Here is a 21938-nt window from a genome sequence, read left to right as displayed (position 1 = left end):
CGAGGGTGCCGCGCGTTGCGCGGCGGCCTCCGGCGGGGATATTTTTGGCCAGAAGAAGACGGGGTTTGTGTCAGAAAGGCGGGTCAGCCGCGTCTGGCCTTGCGTCTGATCATACATTGGCCTGCGGGTCCGCAGGTGACGATCTGCCAGTTCGTCTCGGCCACGAATTTCTGGACGGCCCGGAAGACGCCATGCTGGTGGCTGGTGGGATCCGGGCGCCAGTCGTCGCCAAGGATGGCCCCGTCGCGTCTGACCAGACGGGCAAGAGCGCGCAACTCGGCATAGGTTTCCTGAAAGCCGTGGCTCGCATCGAGATAGGCCCAGTCCAGTTTGCGCTCAATCAGGCGCGCGCAGTCTGGGAAGAAGCCTTCGATCACGGTGGTTTGAGTGGCGGGGTGATTTGCGGCCCGCAGGCAGGCTTCGTCCCGCGCCATCCGGGTCGTTAAAGCGCCGTTGCTGACATATTTTCCGTTGCCCCAGCCAAACGTGTCGCCCAGCAGGGTCCACGGGTCGATCATGTAGAAATGGGTTGGTTTGACCGTTTCCAGGATCACCTCGGCGAAATGCCCGCGAAACACGCCGATTTCGGTTCCGATTGATCCCTTGGGCAGCGTTTCAAGGATGTAGCGGCGTTTGTCCAGCCGCCAGAGTTCCGTGTCGGGGAAGGGGGCGGCGGCCCCTGATACCTCAAGGGTCGCCTTGCGCGCCTGAGCGGACAAGTCGGTTGGAACGACAATACGGCGCGCCATCTTAGCCGGTGCGTCGTTCGTCGAAGCTCTTGGCGATGAAGTCGGGCAAGTGGTCGCCCATTCCGACAGAATTATTGTCGTTCTTCTGGTTGCGACGATCCCCGCGGCCGCGCGCTGGCTTTTTGTCTTTCACTGGCTGTTCAGTGGGCTCTGCTGGGGTCGTGTCCTTCGGCTTGTCGTCATTTTTGCCGCGGCGGGGACGTTTGGATGGCGCGCTGTCCTGTGCGTCATCATTCTTTTTGCGGGCAGGGGCAGGTTTGTCGCCCAGGGGATTGTCCACGCGGGGGATCTTGTTTTCAATCAGCCGTTCAACCGCATCCAGATTCTTTTCGTCGCGCGGTTCACAGATCATGATTGCCTTGCCGTCACGCCCGGCGCGCCCCGTGCGTCCGATCCGGTGCACGTAGTCTTCGGCATGGCCGGGGACGTCATAGTTGAACACGTGGCTGACATTCGGAATGTCCAGCCCGCGGGCGGCCACATCCGAGGCGCACAGGAGTTTGAGCGTACCCGAGCGGAACCCGTCCAGCACCTCCATCCGTTTGGATTGCTCCAGATCGCCGTGAATGGGTGCCGCGTCATAGCCGTATTTCTTCAGGCTTTTGGCGGTGATATCCACGTCTGTCTTGCGGTTGCAGAAGATGATGGCGTTGGTGCAGGCGTCGCCTTCACGGTCGATGAGTGCACGCAGAAGTTTACGCTTCTCGCTGGCGGCGCGGTCGCGGCGCGACGCTTTGAACATGCACAATTCTTGCGCGATCGTCTCGGAGGCTGTGGCTTGTCGCGCAACCTCGATCCGGGCGGGGTTGGACAGGAAGGTGTTCGTGATCCGCTCGATCTCGGGCGCCATGGTGGCCGAGAAAAACAGGGTTTGGCGGGTGAACGGGGTCAGCGAGAAAATCTTTTCGATGTCTGGGATAAAGCCCATGTCGAGCATCCGGTCAGCCTCGTCGACCACCATGATCTGCACACCGGTCAGCAGCAATTTGCCGCGTTCGAAATGGTCCAGCAGACGACCGGGGGTGGCAATCAGCACGTCCACGCCACGGTCGATGGCCTGATCCTGTTCTTTGAAGCTGACACCGCCGATCAAAAGCGCCTTGGTCAGTTTTACATGCTTGGCATAGGTGTCGAAGTTCTCGGCGACCTGTGCGGCCAGCTCGCGTGTTGGGCACAGCACCAGTGATCGCGGCATGCGTGCGCGGGCGCGGCCACGGGCAAGCGCGGTGATCATCGGCAAGGTGAAAGACGCCGTCTTGCCAGTGCCGGTCTGGGCAATGCCCAGCACATCGCGCCCTTCGAGAGCGTGGGGAATGGCACCTTCCTGAATGGGGGTCGGGGTCTCGTAACCCGCTTCGTCGATCGCTTTCAGCACCTTGGGGCTGAGTTTCAAGTCAGAAAATTTGGTCATGTATGTCCTGTTTCACGGACAACATTGGCCCGTGCGGATGAGAAGGGAAGGCCCGGATGGCCGTTGCGCAAGGCTTGCGCCCCTTCGATATGCCTTGTGGGTAAAGAAAAACGGGCGCGCGGTCAATGACATGGGTGGGTTTGTGGTCAATCTGAGCGTTGCGTTGCGATTGTTGCCACATTCGCGGCGCTGTGATGCAGGATGGGCTGGTAACCGGCGCGCAGGACGTCGATGATCGGGGCGGGCGATAAAACCATCAGCGGGCCGTTTGGCTTGCTGATCCCAGGGCCGTAACCGTTGGTTGAAAAAGGAAGAATCTGGTTGTTGAAGACCAGATGCGGCATACCGTTGTTCAAGATAAAGCTACCATCTGGCAAGAACGCCCCTTCTGCGGTGTGGCGGATTTGCGCCCGTATGCGATTGACCCGGTGATGGTGCAGAGACTGATCAATTTCTTTATGCCCATCCGCGCCACGGTGGGAGGCATGCCATGCGGATTTGAATGCGCGATAGGCATTAGGTCGGCAATAGGCGCAGGGCCGGTGGCCAGCGGCCAGCCCGACGGCTTCATCCAAAAAGAACAAAGGTGTCCATGCGCGGGCAGGCATGGGTCCGTGATAGCGGCCCTTCGGGTGTTTCAGATCGCAGATGATCCAATGCTGATGCTTCCAGCGTGAAACGCAAAGCCGTCCATTGATGAAAGGCAAGATGCCGCGATTTCCGGTGAACATCCCGCGTGCGCGGTCCGCCACGATCTCACCCGTTGGCAAAACGCGGTTTTGCAGGGGCGAGGGGCGTGGCGGGCACATGAATCAGACCATCATTTCCTTGGTGGCCGACAATTTCAGGTCCGGGTAATCACGTTCAACACGGTCGATATCCCATTGAAGACGTGTCAAAAAGACCGGGTCGCCGTCATTGTCATGGGCGATGTGCTGCTTGTTGGCATTGACCAGTTTCTCGACCTCGTCCTTGTCGCCAAGGATCCAACGGGCCGAAGTGAATTGCGACGGCTCAAAGCGCACGGGCAGGCCGTATTCCTGTTCGATCCGGCTGGCGAGCACTTCGAATTGAAGGGCGCCAACAACACCGACAATGAAGCCTGAACCGATGTTCGGTTTGAACACTTTGGCCGCACCCTCTTCCGCAAACTGCATCAGCGCCTTTTCAAGGTGCTTGGCTTTCATCGGATCGCCCGCGCGCACGCCCTGCAGCAGTTCCGGCGCGAAGGACGGAATGCCAGTGGCGCGGATCATCTCGCCCTCGGTCAGCGTGTCACCGATGCGCAACTGGCCGTGGTTCGGAATGCCGATGATATCGCCCGCCCATGCCTCTTCTGCCAGTTCGCGGTCCGAGGCGAGGAACAGCACAGGGTTCGACACCGCCATCGGCTTTTTCGAGCGCACATGGGTCAGTTTCATCCCGCGTTTGAAATGGCCCGAGGCCAAACGCATAAACGCCACGCGGTCGCGGTGTTTCGGGTCCATATTGGCCTGAACCTTGAAGACGAACCCAGCGACCTTCTTTTCCTCGGGCGCGATGGCGCGGGGATCGGCCTGTTGCGGCTGCGGTTCCGGCCCGTAATTGGCGATGCCCTGCATCAGTTCCTGCACGCCGAACGAGTTGATGGCCGAGCCGAACCAGATCGGCGTCATGTGGCCTTCCAGCACGGATTTGGGGTCGAGCGCGGGAAGGAGTTCCTTCGCCATCTCGACCTCTTCCAAAAACTTCTCAAGCAGGTGCGCGGGCACGTGTTCGGCCAGCTTGGGGTCGTCCAGCCCGTTGATCTCGATGGTTTCGGCGACGACGTTCCGGTCGGCGCGGTCCATCAGCTCCAGCCGGTCGTTCAGCAGGTCATAGCACCCCATGAAATCGCGCCCCATGCCGATCGGCCAGCTTGCGGCGGTCACGTCGATGGCGAGGTTTTCCTGAATCTCGTCAATGATATCAAAGGTGTCCCGGCTTTCCCGGTCCATCTTGTTACAGAAGGTCAGGATCGGCAGATCGCGCAGGCGGCAGACCTCGAACAGTTTCTGCGTCTGGCTTTCCACACCTTTTGCCCCGTCGATCACCATCACGGCCGCGTCCACTGCGGTCAGCGTGCGATAGGTATCTTCCGAGAAATCCGAGTGGCCGGGCGTGTCGACAAGGTTGAAGCGATACTTGCCGAAATCAAACGACATGGCAGAGGCCGAGACCGAAATGCCCCGGTCCTGTTCCATCTTCATGAAGTCCGAGCGCGTGCGGCGTGCTTCGCCCTTGGCGCGCACTTGTCCGGCCATCTGAATGGCACCACCATACAGAAGGAATTTCTCGGTCAGGGTCGTCTTGCCGGCGTCGGGGTGGCTGATGATCGCGAAGGTGCGACGGCGCGCAATCTCGGGCGGCAATTCGGGGCGGTTTGTGTTCGTATCCAACATGGCTCGCATATAGCGGCGGGGGCAGGCGCGCGCAACAAGGATGGTTGCGTTCGGGACGCGCAGACCGCTAGGTGTGGGAAAACCAATTATTGCAGCGGAGGGTCTCATGGATCTGGGAATTTCGGGAAAGAACGCGCTGGTCTGCGCGTCATCCAAAGGATTGGGTTTTGGCTGTGCGCAGGCTTTGGCGCGCGAAGGCGTGTCCTTGGTGATGAATGCGCGGACCGAGGGGCCTTTGTTGGAGGCCGCTCAGCAGATTCGCGATGAAAACGGGGTCGATGTGGTGACGGTCGCTGCCGACATTACATCAGAGGACGGTCGTGCCGAGGTTCTGAAAGCGGCGGGCGCGGTCGACATCCTTGTGACCAATGCAGGCGGTCCGCCCCCCGGCACGTGGTCGGATTGGAGCCGCGAAGACTTCATCGCTGCGTTCGATGCCAATATGCTGACGCCGATTGCCCTGATGCAGGCACTGATCCCGGGGATGATCAAGCGTGGGTGGGGCCGTGTGGTGAACATCACCAGTCAATCCGTCAAGTCACCCATTCCCATTTTGGGCCTGTCCAACACCGCGCGCACCGGGCTGACCGGCTTTGTCGCGGGCACAGCGCGGCAGGTGGCCGGGCAGGGTGTCATCATCAACAACCTGTTGCCCGGCATCCATGATACCGATCGTGCGGCGGCGCTGGACCAAGGGGTTGTCGATGCGCAGGGCGGGACCGTTGATGCGGCCCGCGCCGCCCGCGCAGCCACCATCCCCGCAGGGCGATATGGCACGATTGACGAATTTGGGGCCACCTGCGCCTTCCTATGCTCGCAACATGCCGGTTTCATGGTGGGGCAGAACGTGCTTCTGGACGGCGGCGCAGTGAACGCGACGTTCTAGGCGCAGCGTTTTGGGGTTGTTCTTGCGAATACGATGGGCAACCTTGCCGCCGCGAGCAGACGAAAAAGGATGAACCGATGCAGATGAACAAACTGGCAGGCGGAGAGTTGAAGGTCAGCGCCCTGTGCCTTGGCTCGATGCTATGGGGGTCCACCAACACCGAGGCCGACGGTCACGACCAGATCGACATGTCGCTGGATCACGGGATCAACTTTATCGACACCGCGGAAATGTATCCGGTCAATCCGATCAAAGCGGAACGATGTGGCCGCTCCGAGGAAGTGATCGGAAGCTGGCTTGCGAAATCCGGGCGGCGGGATGACGTGGTCATTGCCACGAAAGTTTCGGGCGACAATCCGGGCTGGAAACGCGGTGGCAAAGGGTATGACGGCGCGATCATTCGCGACGCGGTGGATGAGTCTCTGGTCAAGTTGAACACCGATTATATCGACATCTATCAGACCCATTGGCCCATTCGCGGCAGCTATGCGTTTCGCCAGAACTGGACCTTTGATCCCTCCGGCCAGAACAAGGACGAGGTCGAGGCGCATATGCGCGACGTCTTGCAGGCGATGACCGAGGTCGTGGCAGCTGGCAAAGTGCGCCATTTCGCGTTGTCCAACGAAAGCGTATGGGGCACGGCCCAGTGGCTGCGCATCGCACGCGAGATGGGCGCGCCTGAAGTGATCTCGATCCAGAACGAATATAGCCTGTTGTTCCGGCTTGCCGACACCGATCTGGCCGAGCTGTGTATGAACGAAGGCGTGCGTGTGCTGGCCTATTCGCCGCTGGCCACTGGTCTTCTGACGGGCAAGTACCAGAATAATGTGGTGCCCAAAGGGTCGCGGCTGGACCTGTCGCCGGGGCTGGGTGGACGGGCCACGCCACGGGCGTTCGATGCGGTGGATGCCTATCTTGCGGTCGCGAACAAGCATGGGTTGGACCCGGTTCACATGGCGCTGGCCTTTTCGGTGTCGCGCCCCTTCATGGGGTCGACGATTTTCGGGGCGTCATCGATGGAACAACTGACCCGTATTTTGGATGGTAAAGACCTGATACTATCAGACGACGTGATGAAAGACATTGATCAAGCCCACCGTGCCCATCCAATGCCATTCTGACGGTTGGATAACGGGTTTGTCTGCACAACCGCGACCCAGTGAAGGATGAGTGCCATGAAACGACGTCAAATACTTGCCATGACCGGCGCGGTTGCCGTGGCCGCTGGCCTGACGGCTTGTGTCGGTGGTGGCTCTGGCGTCGAGTTTCACCGCAGCAAGACACGACAACTTAGCTCGACCACGCGCTTTGACGCCGCGCGCTTTGCAGGGCGTTGGGAAATTCGTGGCGAGTTCGTTTATCCCGGTGAAAAGCCATCTTTCGGGGCGGTGAACCTGACCCATCGCAACGGTTCAATCGTGGCGTTGGATGTTTATGGTCCGTCGGGTTTGCTGGAAAGGTACGACACCAAGCAACCCGCGCCCGGTCGCATTTCTGTTGGAACCCCGCCCTTTGATACACAATATTGGGTGTTGTGGGTCGACGCAGATTACCGCACGGCCGCCATCGGCACGCCGTCAGGCAGTTTTGGCTGGATTATCGACCGGTCACGATCCGGCGGCGAAGACCGGATCAAAGCGGCGCGCGATGTGTTGGGATTCAACGGCTATACCCTGTCGCGGCTACGAACGCGTTAACGCCACTGGCGTTTCCGTCGTCCCTGTGCCAAAGGGACATCATGCAAGCTTGGATTCCGATCACCATTGCCGCCGCGTTTTCGCAGAATCTGCGGTTCATGCTGCAAAAACAGCTGAAAGACACGCGGCTGTCGTCGACCGGGGCAACGTTGGCGCGGTTTGTCTATTCCGCGCCATTGGTGGCGCTGATCCTTGTGGCCTATTTATCCGCGACCGATCAATCGGCGCCGATACCGGGTGGGCGGTTCTTTCTGTTTGCGTTTACGGGGGGCATTGCCCAGATCCTTGCCACGATTTGTGTTGTCGCCCTTTTTGCGGAACGCAATTTTGCCGTGGGCATCACGTTCAAGAAAACCGAGGTTGTTCTGACCGCGCTTGTTGGTCTGGCCGTCCTGGGCGAGGGTGTCGGACTGGCCGGAGGCTTGGCAATTGCCGTTGGGTTCCTCGGGCTGATCCTGCTGTCCGATCCACCCGAGGGGGGCAAGACCGGCTGGAAGCGGTTTTTCAATCGCGCTGCAGCCTTGGGGCTGGGGGCGGGGTTTCTTTTCTCGGTCTCGGCCATCGGGTATCGCGGGGCGGCCCTGTCGCTGCCTGCACAGGATGTGGTCGCGCGCGCGGGTTTCACGCTTGCCGTCGTCACCGCGTTTCAGTCCGCCGTGATGATCATGTGGATGACCCTGCGCGAAAAAGGCGAGATTACACGCGTCTTTGCCGCGTGGCGGGTGGGGGCGCTGGTGGGGCTTAGCTCGATGATCGGCAGTTTCTGCTGGTTCACCGCCTTCGCCTTGCAGAACGCGGCATTGGTCAAGGCGTTGGGTCAGGTCGAGCTTCTGTTTTCTTACGCTGCCACGCTATTTGTCTTTCGCGAAAAGGTCACGGGGCGCGAATATGCCGGGACCGCGCTGATCCTGATCTCGGTTCTGGTGTTGGTGCTGTTCCTGAAATAGCCCTTACCCGGATGCGCTCAGGGGGCCGACACCGCCCAGTCGTTCAAACAGGCTTTCTTCGTCCGAGTTGTTGAAAAACGGCACCTGCGCGGGGGCGCCCAAATCGGGCAAATTGCCGACGATCTCGGCCAACACAACCTCGGTGATGAAAGGCAGGTCGAAGCGACGCACATCGTCCAGCGGGATCCATTGCAGATGGCTCAACTCGTCCGAGGCGCGCGAGAAATCATCAATGTCGGTGTGCAGCTCGTCTGCATCCACGGCGAAAAAACGCGCGTCGAACCGGCGCGGGCGCCCCTTGGGCGTGATGGCCCGAAACACAAACGCCATGCCGCGGGCGGACGGGATCAATCCCTCTTTTGCGAAGGCCTCCCACCCTTTGGGGATGTCGCCGTTCCAATTGCCGGGTGCGGCCAACATCTGGCCGGTTTCTTCCCACAATTCGCGAATGGCAGCCACCAGAAGGGCTGATGACAAGGTCGGGTCGGCCTGTTCCCCCAGCCGTGTGCGGCAGGGTTCAGCCCCACCTTCGGCCAGCGGAACATGGCTGTCGGTGGGGTCAACCGCCCCGCCGGGAAACACGAACTTGTTGGGCATGAAGGCGGCCTTGGCCCCGCGTTGGCCCATCAGAACATGCGGGCGGGCCGCTTTGTCGCGGATCAGGATGACGGTTGCCGCGTCCCGAATGATCTTCGCCTTGTCGATCGCCCCGTCCATTGTCTTGTCCATCGCCTTGCCCACCTTTTTATCCGCCCGGCCCGGTTTTCACTGCAAATCCGTGCATTCGTTTGGCCCATTGAAACCCGACCATGAAGCCCTTGAACCGGGGCAGAAGATACAGCGATGCGGCGACCGTGCCCACGGTAAAGATTGATGCCAGCACCATCGGTTCCTGCACGAAATTCACATATGTGATGTGCAAAAGCGGTGCCATCAGGTGCCCGACGACCAGAATGGTCAAATAGGCAGGGCCGTCATCGGCGCGGTGGTGATACAGCTCTTCCCCGCACACCGTGCAGCTGTCATGAACTTTCAGATAGCCCTGAAACATTTTGCCCGTGCCACAGTTGGGGCAGCGTTTGCGCCATCCCCTCTTGATCGCGGGTTTCAGCTCGCGTTCCAGCCCATCGTCAAGGGCCATGGAGTCTGGTGTCATCGTTCTTACGTCGGTCATTCAATCGTCCTTTGTCGCGCACCAACCCATTCTAAGGAATGACGCACGGAAAATCATGCAGCGAATTTGGTCTTGCGGCGGGATGTCGCGATTTATTTCGCCGACATGCGACGGAAACACAACCCAGCAGCGTTCAATGGATATGTCGCCGGTTAGAAATGCCCGGTGAGAACAGGCAAGGAAAAGGAATATACCATGACATTGACAAGAAAACAGACTGCAACCGCAATTGCTTTGGTGCTGGGTGCCTCCGTGGCGCTTGGCGGGACCGCGGTTATGGCTTTTGGTGGGAAAGACGGTCGCGGAATGGATGGCCCACACGGCGGGTTCATGCAGATGGAGTTTGCCGATCTGGATGCTGATGCCAATGGCCAGCTCACCGTCGAAGACCTGCAGGCCAACGCACAGGCACGTTTTACGTCGGCCGATACCGACGGGAACGGAGAGCTTACCGTCGAAGAGCTGCAGGCACATCGCAGCGCGAAAATGGCCGAGCGTCAGGCGGCATCGGGTGATCAACAGAAGCGATCCAAGCCACTGTCGGAAAAACAGATGGGCTGGATGGTTGAAAAGATGATTGCCAAGCGTGACAGCAACGGCAATGGCACCCTGAGCCTTGATGAAATGACCCCGGATCAGGTGCGGCTGGATCGCATGATCGACCGGTTCGACACCGATGATGACAACGCGATTTCGCAGGCCGAGTTCGACGAGGCGCAAAAGGAAGCCTTCTTGCGCGGACATGGGAAACGTGGGCATGGCCAAGGCGGGCATGGCAAAGGCGGCCACGGCAAACGCCAAGGCGGGTAAAAAAGGTGTGCCCCCGCGTGTTGCGGGGGCGGACCCGCCCGTTGTCACCTGCGGGTATTGGGGCTAGGCAGGACGAATGGAAATGGCTTTGGACGCGTATGCTGACGCATCGGATGACGCGCTTCTCGTCTTGTACGGGAATGGTGATCCGGTGGCGGCAGAGCTTCTGACCCGCCGCCTTGCCCCGCGGATCTTGGGGTTTGCTGCGCGTCTGTTGGGCGGTGATCGCGCCGAGGCTGAAGATGTGACGCAAGAGGCGATGCTGCGTCTGTGGAAGATCGCCCCCGACTGGCGGACAGGCGAGGCGAAAGTATCGACATGGCTGTTCCGGGTTGTGTCTAACCTGTGTACGGACCGGCTGCGCAAGCGGCGCACTGTCGACATCGACGCGATTGAGGAACCGGAAGACGATACGCCCGCTGCGGTCGATCGGATGATCCAGGCGGACCGCGCCGCCGCCCTGCAAGCCGCGCTGAGCAGTTTGCCGGAGCGGCAACGGATCGCCGTGACGCTGCGCCATATCGAAGGGGAGACCAACCCCGACATTGCGCAGATCATGGATATCAGTGTCGAGGCGGTTGAAAGCCTGACGGCACGGGGAAAAAGAGCGCTGGCGCAGGCCCTGGCGGGACAGCGAGAGGAGTTGGGATATGGCAAAGACTGACAAAAACATGCTGGATGATCACGAGCTGGAAGCGTTTTTCAATGCGGCCCGAAACGACACGGCTACACCGTCTGACGCATTGATGGCTGCTATTCTTGACGATGCCGCAACCGAACAAGCTGGACGGGATGCCTCGCCAAGCTCATTGAAAGACAAATCGCTTGTGCAGGGAAAAGACCGGCGCCAAAGGCGCGGGTTCTGGGCCGATCTCAGGGCAAGCATGGGCGGGTGGCCTGCGCTGGCGGGTATGGCGACCGCGACAATTGCCGGGGTGTGGATTGGGTTTGTCTCTCCTGCCCAGCTTGAGGCGATGTCTGGCGGATTGGTCCTGAGTGGTGATTATTCCACCTCCGCGCAAACCTATGTGCTGGAGGATTTTGCCCCAAGCTATTTGGGCACCGACGTTTTCATGGAGGATGAGGGATGACCACACCCACTTTACCACCTACCGACCAGTCTGGCACCGGGCGCCGAAAATGGATGCGCGTTCTGTTGGTGGTGTCGTTGACACTTAACCTGTTGGTTCTTGGGCTGGTGATCGGTGCCAAGTTGGGCGGTCATCGCGATCACGGGTTCGATCCCCGTGGCCCCAATCGCGGTGCGATCCGCGATTTGGGCTTTGCGCCTTTGGCAGGGGCGCTGGACCGGGCTGATCGTCGCGAAATCGGCAAGATTCTTCGGGATCGCAGCGGATCCTTTGCCGAAAACCGCAAGCGGTTGGAGAGCGAGTTTCAAGCCATGCTGTCAGCCCTTCGCGCTGACCCGTTCGATCCCGAGGCACTGTTGTCGAACATGTCCCAGCAATCCGAGCGGATGCGCCAACGTGGCGAGCTTGCCCGCACCGTGCTGGTTGAACGGATCGGGCGGATGAGCATGTCGGAACGTCACGAGTTTGCGGACCGGATCGAAAAATCCGTGCGTAAGCGCGCGCGCTGATCAAAGTTTTCCGTCACCAGCTTCAAGCACCAGATCACTGAGGGGATGTTCAGGCCGCGTCGGATACGAAAGTGACCTGATTGCGACCGTCTGATTTGGCGCGGTACAGCGCCTGATCAGCGAACTGCAACAATTCATGTGCCGAGCGCGCGTTTTTCGGCGTGTCGCCCGAAACCGCGACACCGATAGACAGTGTCACGTTGATGCCGTCCGTGAATTCGCTGCGGGCGACCGGGAAATCTCCTACCGCACGTCTGAGCCGTTCGGCCATCGCCTGAGCCTGTTTTCGACCGACACCGGGCAGGGCGATTAAAAACTCTTCTCCGCCATAGCGGGCCAGCAGATCCATATCGCGTAAATTTGCCTTCAGCCGGTTTGAAACCTCGACCAGAACCTCATCGCCGACCGGGTGGCCGAACGTATCATTGATGGATTTGAACCGATCAAGGTCCAGCACCATGATGGCAAAGGGTTGGTTTTTCACCTGTGCTTCGCGCTCTAGCCGGTCCAGATAGCTTTGGGCAAACCGCCGATTGTGCAGCCCGGTCAGCGGGTCGCGTAACGCCAAGGCCAGATTGGCATCAAAACTTTTGCGCAGATCGTCGCCTTCGAATTTCCGCGCCAACAATCGCGTCAGGCGCAATGCCAGCTCACGCGCATCGAAACCGGGCCGAAGGACAGCATTTGCCCCCAGATCAAGGGCCATCGAGCTGGGCGATGGGGTTTCGCCGCAATCCTGCACGACGATAACCGAATGGCGCGTTGTCTGGCGCGACCTTAGTTCGCTGACCAGTCGCAGGCCATCAGACGTTTCGCCAAGCGTCGAGGCGATGATGAAAGCATCAGGGACATTGCCGATGGTGCCGATATCCTCAAGCGCTTGTGAATGTGTCATGATATCAATGCGGTGCCGGATCTCGGTCGCAAGGTGCATCCGCCAGTAAACACCCGTTTCGGCATCCGGCGCGATCAAGGCAACCCGCGCATGACGCGCGAACAAAGCGGGGGCTTCGGCGCATCCGAAATCGCGCGACAACTCGCGTCGGCGCATAACCTCGTTATCAGTCCCGCGCGCCCGGATCAGATTGCGTACCATGGCCATCAGCGTGGCTTCGTTCAGGGGTTTGGAAAACACATCATCCGCTCCGGCCATGATCGCCTCCAGCCGAGCATGTTGGTCGTCCTGGTCCGAAACCATGATGATCGGAATCAAGCCAAGTACGGGGTCTGCCTTGAGTTCGCGACAGGTGGACAGGCTACAATCGGTGCGCCCGCGTCCAAGAATGATAAGATCAGGCTGAGCGTCACGGGCCAGGGCAGCGACCTCGTCGCAGCGGTCGCTCTGTATCACGTCGTAACAGGCGACGGTCAGTTTGACCTTCAAAACGATGCGATTGGTCGCAAGGTCATCCGCTATCAGGATTCTCTCACTCATATCGTCAATTCGCCCTTGTCATTGTGCCCAGGTTTAAGGTCTGTTCATATTGCTGCCAGATTGGTTAAGAAAACCTTTCCAATCGTTAAGGAGGGTAAGGATGTCACCGGAAAATGCCGAAACCACCGCGCTGAAGGCGCTGGGATGGCTGGTCGCGGACGAGGATTTGCTACCGGTCTTCATGGGGGCAACCGGTGTTGATCAGGATGCCTTAAGGGCAGGCGCCGGAGAAGCTGCGTTTTTGGGGTCGGTGCTGGATTTCCTGCTGATGGATGATGCTTGGGTCATCCGGGTTTGTGATGCGCTGAACCTGCCCTATGACCAGCTGGCAATTGCCCGCCAGATGCTGCCCGGTGGGGCGCAAACCCATTGGACCTGAACCAGAAACGTAAACTTTCCAATATTTTAGGGATTCCCCGAGAGAGGCCATATGTCCATTGATGCGTTGCTTTTTGATAAGGACGGAACGTTGTTCCTGTTCGAGGCTACATGGGAAAGTTGGGCACATGCGGTGCTGATGCGTCTGACGGATGGCGATCTGGACCGCGCCCGCGTGATCGGCTTGGACATCGGCTATGATCTCGATACGAAAAGCTTTGAGCGCAACAGCGTTGTGATTGCCGGCACCCCGTTTGAGGTTGTGCAAGAGCTTCGGCGACATGTCGCCTATTCCGACGACGCGCTGGAAACCATTCTTAACGAGGAGGCCGCCGTTGCGCCGCAGGTCGAAGCGGTTGCTCTGGTCCCGTATCTTCAGACACTGCGCCAGCGCGGGCTGAAAATCGGTGTCGCCACCAATGATGCGGAACGTCCTGCGCGGGCGCATCTGGATGCAGCAGGTGTGACCGGTCTGTTCGACTTCATCTCAGGCTATGACAGCGGCCATGGCGTGAAGCCAGAGCCGGGACCGTGCCTGGCCTTCGCGACGGCAACAGGCCTTGCACCGGATCGCGTGGCGATGGTGGGCGATAGCCTGCATGACCTGCATGCCGGACGTGCGGCCGGAATGAAAACCATCGCTGTTCTGACCGGGCTGGCGACCGAGGATCAGCTTGCTCCATTTGCAGACGTCGTATTGGATGATATCGGGCACATCCCGACATGGTTGGATGGGGCGTCTGGATAGCTTCCTGCCCAATCGGCTGTTTCAGTTTTGTTTACACTCGGCTGCTAACCTCGGTTCAGAAACGAGTGTGAAATGACGATTCATGGTTTGATATTCTGGTGTTTCGAAGGGTTCCTTATCTATACCTATGGGGCCGGTCGCTGGCGTTCCATCATGGGCGACCTTGACCTTGGCTATGACAGTTTCGAACCGTTGTTTCGATATGACGTCGATCTGGCGAACCGTTTGATCTCAGCGGCTGCCCGTCAGTTGGGCAAGCCAGCCGATACCTTGCTGGAAGACTTTGGCACCTTCCTCGTGACCGACGAACGGGTCGAGCGTGTGCGGCGGTTGTTGCGATTTGGGGGGGTGGATTACACCGATTTCCTCCACTCGCTTGAAGACCTGAGTGGCCGGGCGCAACTTGCTGTTCCGGATCTGGATCTGCCTACAATTGAACTGGACGCTGTCTCGGCTGAGGAGTTTCGGATCACCTGTTACAATGTCTCGGACGGCGTGGGTTTCATACTTCTGGGAATCCTGCGGGCGCTGGCGGATGATTATGGTGCACTGGCCTATCTGGAACATCTTGGTCGTGAGGGTCAGGACGAGACCATTTCGATCAGGTTGCTGGAAATGCGTCACGGCACAGGGCGCGCTTTTCATCTTGCAGCAGGCGGGGTGTCGTGATGTCCGCTCAGACAATACCAATTGCACCGCATACTCTGGATCAGATGATGCCAATGCATCTGGTTTTGGATGGTGCGGCAAGGATCAGCCATGCTGGCCCTACCATTGAAAAAGTGTTCGGCGCGCCACTTGTCGGTCGCAGCGCGTTTTCCCTGTTCGAACTGCGGCGCCCCCGTATCGTGCGGTCGATGGATGATGTGCGGGCGATGGGCGATGCGAAGGTCTATCTACGTCTGAAGGACGGGTCAGGCACGACGATGGTGGGCGCCGTTGCGGTCCTGCCGGGTGGCGATCAGGTGCTCATGAATCTATCATTCGGCTATTCCGTGGTCGATGCCGTCGCGCGCTATAAACTTGCCGGATCTGATTTTGCACCGACCGATCTGACCGTCGAAATGCTTTATCTGATGGAGGCGAAGACGGCGGCGATGGAAGCCACCACCCAGCTTGCCCATCGCCTGCACGATGAAAAGGCAGAAGCGCAGGTTGAGGCGATGACCGACGGATTGACCGGCCTGCAAAACCGCCGCGCCTTTGACATCAACCTCGATCGGCAGATTGCCCGTGGCGGGGTGTTTTCGCTGATGCATATTGATCTGGATTTTTTCAAAGCGGTCAATGACACCCAAGGGCATGCGGCCGGAGACGCGGTATTGCGCGAAGTGGCCAGCATTCTGCGGGACGAGACGCGGGATTCAGATATGGTAGCACGGGTGGGTGGTGACGAATTTGTTTTATTGTTCAATCGTTTGACCGAGGCCGACATGCTAAAAAGTATTGCGTTGCGCATCATTGCACGGCTTGAGCGCCCCATCCCCTTCGACGGTAAGACCTGCCAGATTTCAGCCAGCATCGGTATTGCCCGCAGCACCGATTATGACAGTATCACGGCGGAGCAGCTGGTATCCGATGCCGACTTTGCGCTTTACATGTCGAAGGATAGGGGCCGCGCTTGCCAGACGATCTTTCGCCCTGAATACCGCCTGTCCCGGCAAGAGGCGTAGCGTCTGACGATTGCGCTCATCTCAAGCTCTGTTCGCATTTCGAGTTCTGTGTATTGCACGCGGGTTTGTTTCGCCGCACCGCGTCTGCTCTGACCCGCTAAGGTGCTGCTCGGTCTATTGAACAAAGAAGACGACCGAGTGGCGATATCAATGCAGACTGCCTTGCACCCCCCAATATTTACCGGCGATGAGTGAGATTGGGGCAGTGGTTTCCCACCACCAGCGAATATTCCGCGAAAGGGCGCTTGCCTGCTTGCTGCATTGAATCGACAGGTTCCAGCGCAACGGGTGATGCGCGAGAAGGCGAATCGCACCATCGCATCGGGCAGGCGAACATGTGCTGAGATTGCTCGGGGATCAGATCCTTGCCCGGTTAACAGGTGGCGCGGGTCGGATGATGACATCGCTGGGGCGGTGGAAAAGACACTGGATGCCTAACTGGCACCAATCAGGAGCAGATAGGCCGCGATGGCGGAAAGATCACTGTCCGGCAATTGGCTGGTGTTCGCGATCACGTCGACCATTTCGCCCCCGGCAGAGTCGTATTCCGGGGTCAGGCCGGTTTTCAGATAAGCCACGATGTCGGCGGCGCTCCACTCTAACGATGGCGCGCGCAGATCAGGCGTGCGGCCCTTTTTGCCGGGGATTGCCGCACCTGCCAGCCATTCGTCGGTTTTCATCCCGCCAAAGATGTTTCTTGGCGTATGGCATTCGCCGCAATGGCCCATCGCCTCGACAAGCAACCGGCCACGCTCTTCCTGTTCGGTCAGGTCTTGGGTGACGATCCAGTCTGGGTCAGTGAACAGCAGTTTCCACCCCCCAAGGCTGGCGCGGATATTGAAGGGAAACCCTACATCATGCGCTCGACTGGGGGTCTGATCAGGTTCAAGCGTTCGCAGATGCGCAATCAGGTCAACCACATCGGACGGGTTGGCACGCACATACGACCCATAGGGAAAGACCGGAAAATAGTGCTGATTGTCGGGTGAGGTGCCCCGGAGCACCGCAGTGGCAATCTGTTCATCCGTCCAGTCGCCGATGCCATGTTCCGGGTCAGAGGAGATGTTGGGCGCATAGAACGTGCCAAAATCGGTCAGGAAGGCTTTGCCGCCTGGAAGGCGGGTCTGATCATCAGAACCCGGTGCCATATGGCAGCTGGCACAGCCCATCGCGGCATATACCAGCTTGCCCCGATCCGCGTCCGGCGTGAAACCGGCCAGGGTCTCGGCCGATACGCGTTGCGGACGCGTGATCACCAGCCCAATGGTGGCGACCACACATCCAACAATGAATAATATCAGGATGATCCGTTTCATGTGACGGTCAAAAGACCTGCGCCCTTATTCGTCTGGTTGACGGAAGCTCTTGTGACATCCGCCGCAGGATGCGCCCAAGGGGCCCATGGCGGCCTTCAGTGAATCAAGGTCCATTGCCGCAGCCGTTTGCATCTCCATCGCGGCTTTGACCAAATCGCCAGCCTTGGTGCCAACATCGCTGCCATCCGCCCAAATTGCTGGCAGGGCGCGGGTTTTTTCCATGCTTTGATTGTCCGTGCCGGGCAACCAATAGCCTGACTGGGGAAGTTGGGCCAGAGCGGCAATCGCGTCAGCCGCTGCCGTGGCAGCTGCCGCATCATAGGGCATTTCTTCTTTCGCCATGGCGCCAAGGGTGCCCAGATTGAAGGCATAAAGCGTCATATGCGCTTTGCGGGCTTTGACCGCTGCCTCTTTCTGTGCGTCACTGACGTGATTGTCTGCATAGGCGATGGCACCGACGGCCACTCCGGCAATTGCAAGGCCTGCAATCAATGATTTCCGCATGTCTGAGCTCCTTATCTGAAAAGGTGATTGGACTTGCAGAAAGGATAGCTGTTCGAAAATATGGCAACAGTTAGAAAATTCGCGCTGCAAGGTATCAAAAAATGCACAACGAAAACTGGGACGATCTGCGCTATGTGCTTGCGGTTGTGGAAACCGGATCGGTCTTGCAGGCGGCGAAAAGGCTGGGTGTCAATCATGCGACCGTGCTTCGGCATCTGGCGGCGTTCGAGGACAGGCATGGGTTGCCGATCTTTGAACGCACACCGAACGGATATCGAGTGCTGGCGGATCGCGAGCATATCATTCGTGCAGCGCAGGCCGCGGCTTCGGCGATCCACGAAGTTGCGCGGCTTGCCGGGGGAGGGGAGCGCGGCGCCATGAAGGGGACGGTGCGGATCACCTCGACCGACACGTTATGTGTGCTGGTCTTGCCGCGCATTACCCGCGCGATCAAAGCCGACAGCCAGGATCTGGAAATGACACTGTTAAGCAGCAATACCCATCTCGATCTGATCCGGGAACAGGCACATATCATCGTGCGGCCGTCACTCAAACTTGCGGATGATTTGGTCGGGATTGCCGCCTGCGAAATCGGGTTTGCCGCCTATGCCACCGATACGTTCCAAGACCAATGGCTGGGCTTGTCAGGGCCGCTGACCCGATCCGTTGCGGGCACCTGGATGGCTGAAAATATCAGCCCTGACCAGATGACCACGGCATCAGACAGCTTTCTGACACTTGCCGCCTTGGCCGCACAAGGGGCGGGGGCTGCCCTGTTGCCTTGCTTCGTCGGCGACTTGCACCGCGATCTTGTCCGCCTGAAGACCAAGGCACCTCACCTGCGATCACCGCTTTGGGTCGCGCGCCATGTCGATACAATCCAGACCACACCGATGCGCGAGGTCGAAGGGCAGTTGAGAGAGCGCCTGGCCGGCCAGCGCGACAGCTTGCTGGGTTAGGCTGTGTTCGGTCGGCCCGCTCGCTAAAGAAACGCATTCGACCAATTATTTATGGCTTTTCGTTGCCAATACCGGATTGCCGCCCAGGGCCTTCGTCATCGTCATGGTTTCGATACTGGACCGTTTCAACGCCACCTGACCGCAAGACAAATCGACGGAACAGACATATGAAACCCTGCTCCAGAGGTAAGCAGATTTGCTCAACCATCAGAAACAAAGGAATAAAATCTAAGGAAGGAAGTGGCAGCCCGTAGGGGAATCGAACCCCTCTTTCCAGGTTGAAAACCTGGCGTCCTAACCGATAGACGAACGGGCCACTCTGTCGGTGAGGGGGTTCTAAGAGAAAGGTTGGGGCCGTGCAAGAGGGTTTTTCAGCTTTTTTAAAAAAACTGTAAGGCCCATGAAAATCAGGCTTTTGCGGCATCTTCCAGTCGCAATTGGGCGCTGCTGCGGCCCTGCCACTGGTTGATTTCAATGCGTCCGGCAAGATGAAAACGCTGGCCTGCATGTTGTTCCAGCGTCGTGCCAAGCGGGCCGTCAAACGCGCCGAAGGCAATGGCGTCAAGACGGGTGCCCATTCCGTCGCCAAAGCTGACCTTCAGGTGGTTCTGGCCGACCCGTTTGGCAAACAGAATCTGCACATCGGGAAAGGCAAAACGCGGGGCGGGGGCTGATGCGCCAAACGGTCCGGCGTCTTCCAGTTTTTCAATCAGGTCGACGGTCGCACCTGACGGCATCAAAAGCCCGTCGATTTTCAGATCAGCGGCCCCAAGTTCGCCTGCGCCCTGCTTGGCAAGCAAAGTGGACAGCTGTTCCATTGCCGGCTGCAATTGATCGCGTGTCAGGCTAAGACCGGCTGCCATCTTGTGCCCACCCCCTTTTTCGATCAACCCATCAGCCGCCAGCCGTTGGATGGCAGCGCCCAGGTCGATGCCCGTGACGGATCGACCCGACCCCTTGCCGTCGTCCCCATCGAACCCGATCACGATGGCCGGGCGGTTGGTGGCTTCCTTCAGGCGACTTGCGACGATGCCCACAACACCGGGATGCCACCCATCGGATGCGGCCCAGACCAGCGGGGCATCCAATCCGCGTTCCTCCGCCTGTGCCATGGCGGCGTCCTGCACGCGCGCTTCGATCTCGCGTCGTTCCGCGTTCAGTTCATTCAACTTTTCGGCAATTGCGCGGGCTTCGTTCATGTCGGTGGTCGACAGCAGTCGTGCGCCCAGATCGGCCTTGCCGATCCGCCCGCCAGCATTCACCCGCGGACCCATCAGATAGCCAAGATGATATGCGCGCGGCGCTTCGTTCAAACCTGCCACATCGGCCAGCGCCACCATGCCGGGCCGGGCACGACGTGCCATGATCTTCAACCCCTGCCGCACGAAGGCCCGGTTGGCATCTGTCAGGGGCGCGACATCGGCCACTGTTCCCAACGCCACCAAATCCAGCATCGAGATCAGATCAGGCCCGCCACGCCCGGCTTCACGCAGGCGGCGGCCCAGTTCGACCAGCAGCAGAAAGACCACGCCCGCAGCACACAGGTATCCCGGGGCGTCCGCCTCGTCTTGCCGGTTCGGATTCACCACGGCGGTCGCTTCAGGCAGGGTTTCACCGCCAAGGTGGTGATCCAGAACCACAACATCGGCACCAGCGGCGCAGGCGGCGGCGATGGGCTCGAAACTCGGCGTACCGCAATCGACGCAGATGATCAGCGAGTGATCGCGGGCAAGGTCCTGCATCGCGGGCACGTTGGGGCCATAGCCTTCGTCGATCCGGTCGGGGATATAAAGCGTGACCTCGCGCCCGAAGAAGCGAAACCAGTCGATCAATAAGGTGGCGGAGGTCGCGCCATCGACATCATAATCGGCAAAAACCGCGACTCGTTCGTTCCGATCAAGCGCGCGGAGCACACGCGTCGCGGCGGTTTCCATGTCTTTCAGCTTGCGCGGGTCCGGCAGCAAATCCCGTAGGGTCGGGTCAAGAAACCCGGCTGTTTCCTCGGGCGCAACGCCGCGTCGCGCCAGCACGGTGCACAAGGGGCCGGGCAGGCCGGTGTGCTGTTCCAACGCTTCGGCCTGTCGACTGACTTCGGTCGAGGGGCCAATCCAGCGGCGACCGGTGATTGAACTGTCGACCCCCAGAAAACTGCCCATGCTCACCTCAGATACAGCGCCGTTCAGTTGATGCGAGACACCGCGCGATGACGGACTCAGCTGGCGGTCACCGGATTGCGATAGATCATCCGGCGGACTGACCCTGTTTTCGATCGCATCAGGATGGTTTCGGTGGTCAGAAAGCCGGGTTCGCGTTTGATGCCTGATACGACGGATCCATCCGTGACGCCTGTTGCGGCAAAAATCACATCCGCCGTCACCATTTCGTCCCGCGTGTATATGCGGTCCAGATCGGTGATGCCGGCTTTGGCAGCCCGTCCGCGCTCGTCATCGTTGCGGAACGTCAGCTTGCCCCACATCTGCCCGCCCATGCACTTCAAAGCCGAAGCGGCCAGCACACCTTCGGGCGCCCCGCCGCTGCCCATATACATGTCGATCCCGGTGATCTCGGCTTCGGCACAGTGGATGACACCGGCGACGTCGCCATCGGTGATCAGCCGGATCGCCGCACCGGTCGAGCGGATGCCCTCGATCATTTCCTCGTGGCGCGGGCGCTCCAGCACGCAAACGGTGATGTCCGACATATCGCAGCCACGTGCGTTGGCCAGCGCCTTGACGCGCTCGGCGGGCGACATTTCAAGGCTCACCACATCTTTTGGATAGCCCGGCCCAATGGCCAGCTTTTCCATGTAAACGTCCGGGGCATGCAGCAGCGTGCCGCGTGGGGCCATGGCGATGACGGTCAGCGCGTTGGGCATGTCTTTCGCGGTCAGCGTGGTGCCTTCCAGCGGGTCCAGCGCAATGTCCACGGCAGGGCCGTCACCGGTGCCGACTTCTTCCCCGATATACAGCATCGGGGCCTCGTCCCGTTCGCCTTCGCCGATCACCACGGTGCCTTTGATGTCCAAAAGGTTCAGCTGATCGCGCATGGCGTTCACCGCGGCCTGGTCGGCGGCCTTTTCATCCCCACGCCCGACAAGATTGGCGCTGGCCATGGCGGCGGCTTCGGACACACGGGCCAGACCGAGCGAGAGCATGCGATCCAGAAAAACGACTTTATCGGCCATGAGGGGCAATCCTTACTTTCAATGTTTGACCACGGGTTTAGTGCCCG

The 21938-nt window shown here is 59.5% G+C and carries 24 protein-coding genes and 1 tRNA gene; 13 read left to right on the top strand and 12 right to left on the bottom strand.

All coding sequences use genetic code 11. The features are described 5' to 3' along the window. Positions 1–83 precede the first annotated feature (83 nt). From J3R80_RS02525 to J3R80_RS02510, 4 genes are all read right to left on the bottom strand, one after another. The gene (locus tag J3R80_RS02525) at positions 84–749 is read right to left on the bottom strand and encodes a class I SAM-dependent methyltransferase (protein WP_275392172.1); all 666 of its coding nucleotides are present in this window, start codon (positions 747–749) and stop codon (positions 84–86) included. Position 750: 1 nt separating this feature from the next. After that, positions 751–2160, bottom strand: coding sequence for a DEAD/DEAH box helicase (locus J3R80_RS02520; protein ID WP_275392171.1), 1410 nt, complete (start codon positions 2158–2160; stop codon positions 751–753). A gap of 146 nt (positions 2161–2306) precedes the next feature. Beyond that, positions 2307–2969: a hypothetical protein gene (locus J3R80_RS02515; RefSeq protein WP_275392170.1), complete on the bottom strand. Its 663-nt coding sequence runs from the start codon at positions 2967–2969 to the stop codon at positions 2307–2309. Between the two features lie 3 nt (positions 2970–2972). After that, positions 2973–4580 (bottom strand): peptide chain release factor 3, encoded by a 1608-nt coding sequence (locus J3R80_RS02510; RefSeq protein ID WP_275392169.1) that lies wholly within the window; start codon positions 4578–4580, stop codon positions 2973–2975. 106 nt (positions 4581–4686) lie between these two features. Here J3R80_RS02510 and J3R80_RS02505 point away from each other — a divergent pair, with 106 nt between their 5' ends. From J3R80_RS02505 to J3R80_RS02490, 4 genes are all read left to right on the top strand, one after another. Continuing rightward, positions 4687–5466 (top strand): SDR family oxidoreductase, encoded by a 780-nt coding sequence (locus J3R80_RS02505; RefSeq protein ID WP_275392168.1) that lies wholly within the window; start codon positions 4687–4689, stop codon positions 5464–5466. A 77-nt stretch (positions 5467–5543) separates the two neighbouring features. After that, positions 5544–6587 (top strand): aldo/keto reductase, encoded by a 1044-nt coding sequence (locus J3R80_RS02500; protein WP_275392167.1) that lies wholly within the window; start codon positions 5544–5546, stop codon positions 6585–6587. A 54-nt stretch (positions 6588–6641) separates the two neighbouring features. Further along, entirely contained in the window at positions 6642–7163 is a 522-nt protein-coding gene (locus tag J3R80_RS02495) for a lipocalin family protein (protein WP_275392166.1), read from the top strand. Positions 7164–7204: 41 nt separating this feature from the next. Further along, complete coding sequence (locus J3R80_RS02490; protein ID WP_275392165.1) at positions 7205–8110, top strand: DMT family transporter; 906 nt, start codon at positions 7205–7207, stop codon at positions 8108–8110. Positions 8111–8113: 3 nt separating this feature from the next. Here J3R80_RS02490 and J3R80_RS02485 read toward each other — a convergent pair whose 3' ends face one another. Both J3R80_RS02485 and J3R80_RS02480 read right to left on the bottom strand, forming a co-directional pair. Continuing rightward, positions 8114–8839 carry an NUDIX hydrolase gene (locus tag J3R80_RS02485; RefSeq protein WP_275392164.1) on the bottom strand — a complete coding sequence of 242 codons (726 nt, stop codon included), beginning with the start codon at positions 8837–8839 and terminating at the stop codon, positions 8114–8116. 16 nt (positions 8840–8855) lie between these two features. Then, the gene (locus J3R80_RS02480) at positions 8856–9284 is read right to left on the bottom strand and encodes a DUF983 domain-containing protein (protein ID WP_275392163.1); all 429 of its coding nucleotides are present in this window, start codon (positions 9282–9284) and stop codon (positions 8856–8858) included. A gap of 195 nt (positions 9285–9479) precedes the next feature. Here J3R80_RS02480 and J3R80_RS02475 point away from each other — a divergent pair, with 195 nt between their 5' ends. From J3R80_RS02475 to J3R80_RS02460, 4 genes are all read left to right on the top strand, one after another. After that, positions 9480–10094 carry an EF-hand domain-containing protein gene (locus J3R80_RS02475; protein WP_275392162.1) on the top strand — a complete coding sequence of 205 codons (615 nt, stop codon included), beginning with the start codon at positions 9480–9482 and terminating at the stop codon, positions 10092–10094. A 76-nt stretch (positions 10095–10170) separates the two neighbouring features. After that, positions 10171–10758, top strand: coding sequence for an RNA polymerase sigma factor (locus tag J3R80_RS02470; RefSeq protein ID WP_275392161.1), 588 nt, complete (start codon positions 10171–10173; stop codon positions 10756–10758). Beyond that, entirely contained in the window at positions 10745–11185 is a 441-nt protein-coding gene (locus J3R80_RS02465; RefSeq protein ID WP_275392160.1) for a hypothetical protein, read from the top strand. Before J3R80_RS02470 ends, J3R80_RS02465 begins: the two co-directional genes overlap by 14 nt. Then, positions 11182–11694, top strand: coding sequence for a periplasmic heavy metal sensor (locus J3R80_RS02460; RefSeq protein WP_275392159.1), 513 nt, complete (start codon positions 11182–11184; stop codon positions 11692–11694). Before J3R80_RS02465 ends, J3R80_RS02460 begins: the two co-directional genes overlap by 4 nt. A 49-nt stretch (positions 11695–11743) precedes the next feature. Here J3R80_RS02460 and J3R80_RS02455 read toward each other — a convergent pair whose 3' ends face one another. Next, positions 11744–13129: a diguanylate cyclase gene (locus tag J3R80_RS02455; protein ID WP_275392158.1), complete on the bottom strand. Its 1386-nt coding sequence runs from the start codon at positions 13127–13129 to the stop codon at positions 11744–11746. A gap of 100 nt (positions 13130–13229) precedes the next feature. Between J3R80_RS02455 and J3R80_RS02450 the strand changes: the two genes are divergently transcribed. The 4 genes from J3R80_RS02450 to J3R80_RS02435 all read left to right on the top strand — a co-directional run bounded on the left by J3R80_RS02450 (position 13230) and on the right by J3R80_RS02435 (position 15928). Then, entirely contained in the window at positions 13230–13508 is a 279-nt protein-coding gene (locus J3R80_RS02450) for a DUF3572 domain-containing protein (RefSeq protein ID WP_275392157.1), read from the top strand. A 51-nt stretch (positions 13509–13559) separates the two neighbouring features. Then, positions 13560–14255 (top strand): HAD family hydrolase, encoded by a 696-nt coding sequence (locus J3R80_RS02445; RefSeq protein WP_275392156.1) that lies wholly within the window; start codon positions 13560–13562, stop codon positions 14253–14255. Positions 14256–14327: 72 nt separating this feature from the next. Continuing rightward, positions 14328–14924: a heme NO-binding domain-containing protein gene (locus J3R80_RS02440; RefSeq protein ID WP_275392155.1), complete on the top strand. Its 597-nt coding sequence runs from the start codon at positions 14328–14330 to the stop codon at positions 14922–14924. Further along, complete coding sequence (locus tag J3R80_RS02435; RefSeq protein ID WP_275392154.1) at positions 14924–15928, top strand: diguanylate cyclase; 1005 nt, start codon at positions 14924–14926, stop codon at positions 15926–15928. The genes J3R80_RS02440 and J3R80_RS02435 overlap by 1 nt, the downstream gene beginning before the upstream one ends. Before the next feature lie 434 nt (positions 15929–16362). Here the strand turns inward: J3R80_RS02435 and J3R80_RS02430 are convergent, their stop codons facing one another. Both J3R80_RS02430 and J3R80_RS02425 read right to left on the bottom strand, forming a co-directional pair. Then, entirely contained in the window at positions 16363–17244 is an 882-nt protein-coding gene (locus tag J3R80_RS02430; protein ID WP_275392153.1) for a c-type cytochrome, read from the bottom strand. Between the two features lie 24 nt (positions 17245–17268). Then, entirely contained in the window at positions 17269–17748 is a 480-nt protein-coding gene (locus tag J3R80_RS02425) for a cytochrome c (RefSeq protein WP_275392152.1), read from the bottom strand. Between the two features lie 101 nt (positions 17749–17849). Between J3R80_RS02425 and J3R80_RS02420 the strand changes: the two genes are divergently transcribed. After that, positions 17850–18707, top strand: a complete 858-nt coding sequence (locus J3R80_RS02420; RefSeq protein ID WP_275392151.1) for a LysR family transcriptional regulator — start codon at positions 17850–17852, stop codon at positions 18705–18707. A gap of 241 nt (positions 18708–18948) precedes the next feature. Here J3R80_RS02420 and J3R80_RS02415 read toward each other — a convergent pair. The 3 genes from J3R80_RS02415 to glpX form a co-directional block, all read right to left on the bottom strand. After that, a tRNA-Glu gene (locus J3R80_RS02415) sits at positions 18949–19023 on the bottom strand. A 91-nt stretch (positions 19024–19114) separates the two neighbouring features. Then, positions 19115–20863 (bottom strand): single-stranded-DNA-specific exonuclease RecJ, encoded by a 1749-nt coding sequence (gene recJ / locus J3R80_RS02410; protein WP_275392150.1) that lies wholly within the window; start codon positions 20861–20863, stop codon positions 19115–19117. A 56-nt stretch (positions 20864–20919) separates the two neighbouring features. Next, positions 20920–21891: a class II fructose-bisphosphatase gene (gene glpX / locus J3R80_RS02405; protein WP_275392149.1), complete on the bottom strand. Its 972-nt coding sequence runs from the start codon at positions 21889–21891 to the stop codon at positions 20920–20922. Positions 21892–21938 lie beyond the last annotated feature (47 nt).

This window comes from Aliiroseovarius sp. Z3, from assembly GCF_029105185.1.
In the GTDB taxonomy this organism is placed as follows: domain Bacteria; phylum Pseudomonadota; class Alphaproteobacteria; order Rhodobacterales; family Rhodobacteraceae; genus Aliiroseovarius.
Note: the sequence above shows the minus strand (reverse complement) of the source record. Positions and strands in the feature narration are given on the sequence as shown.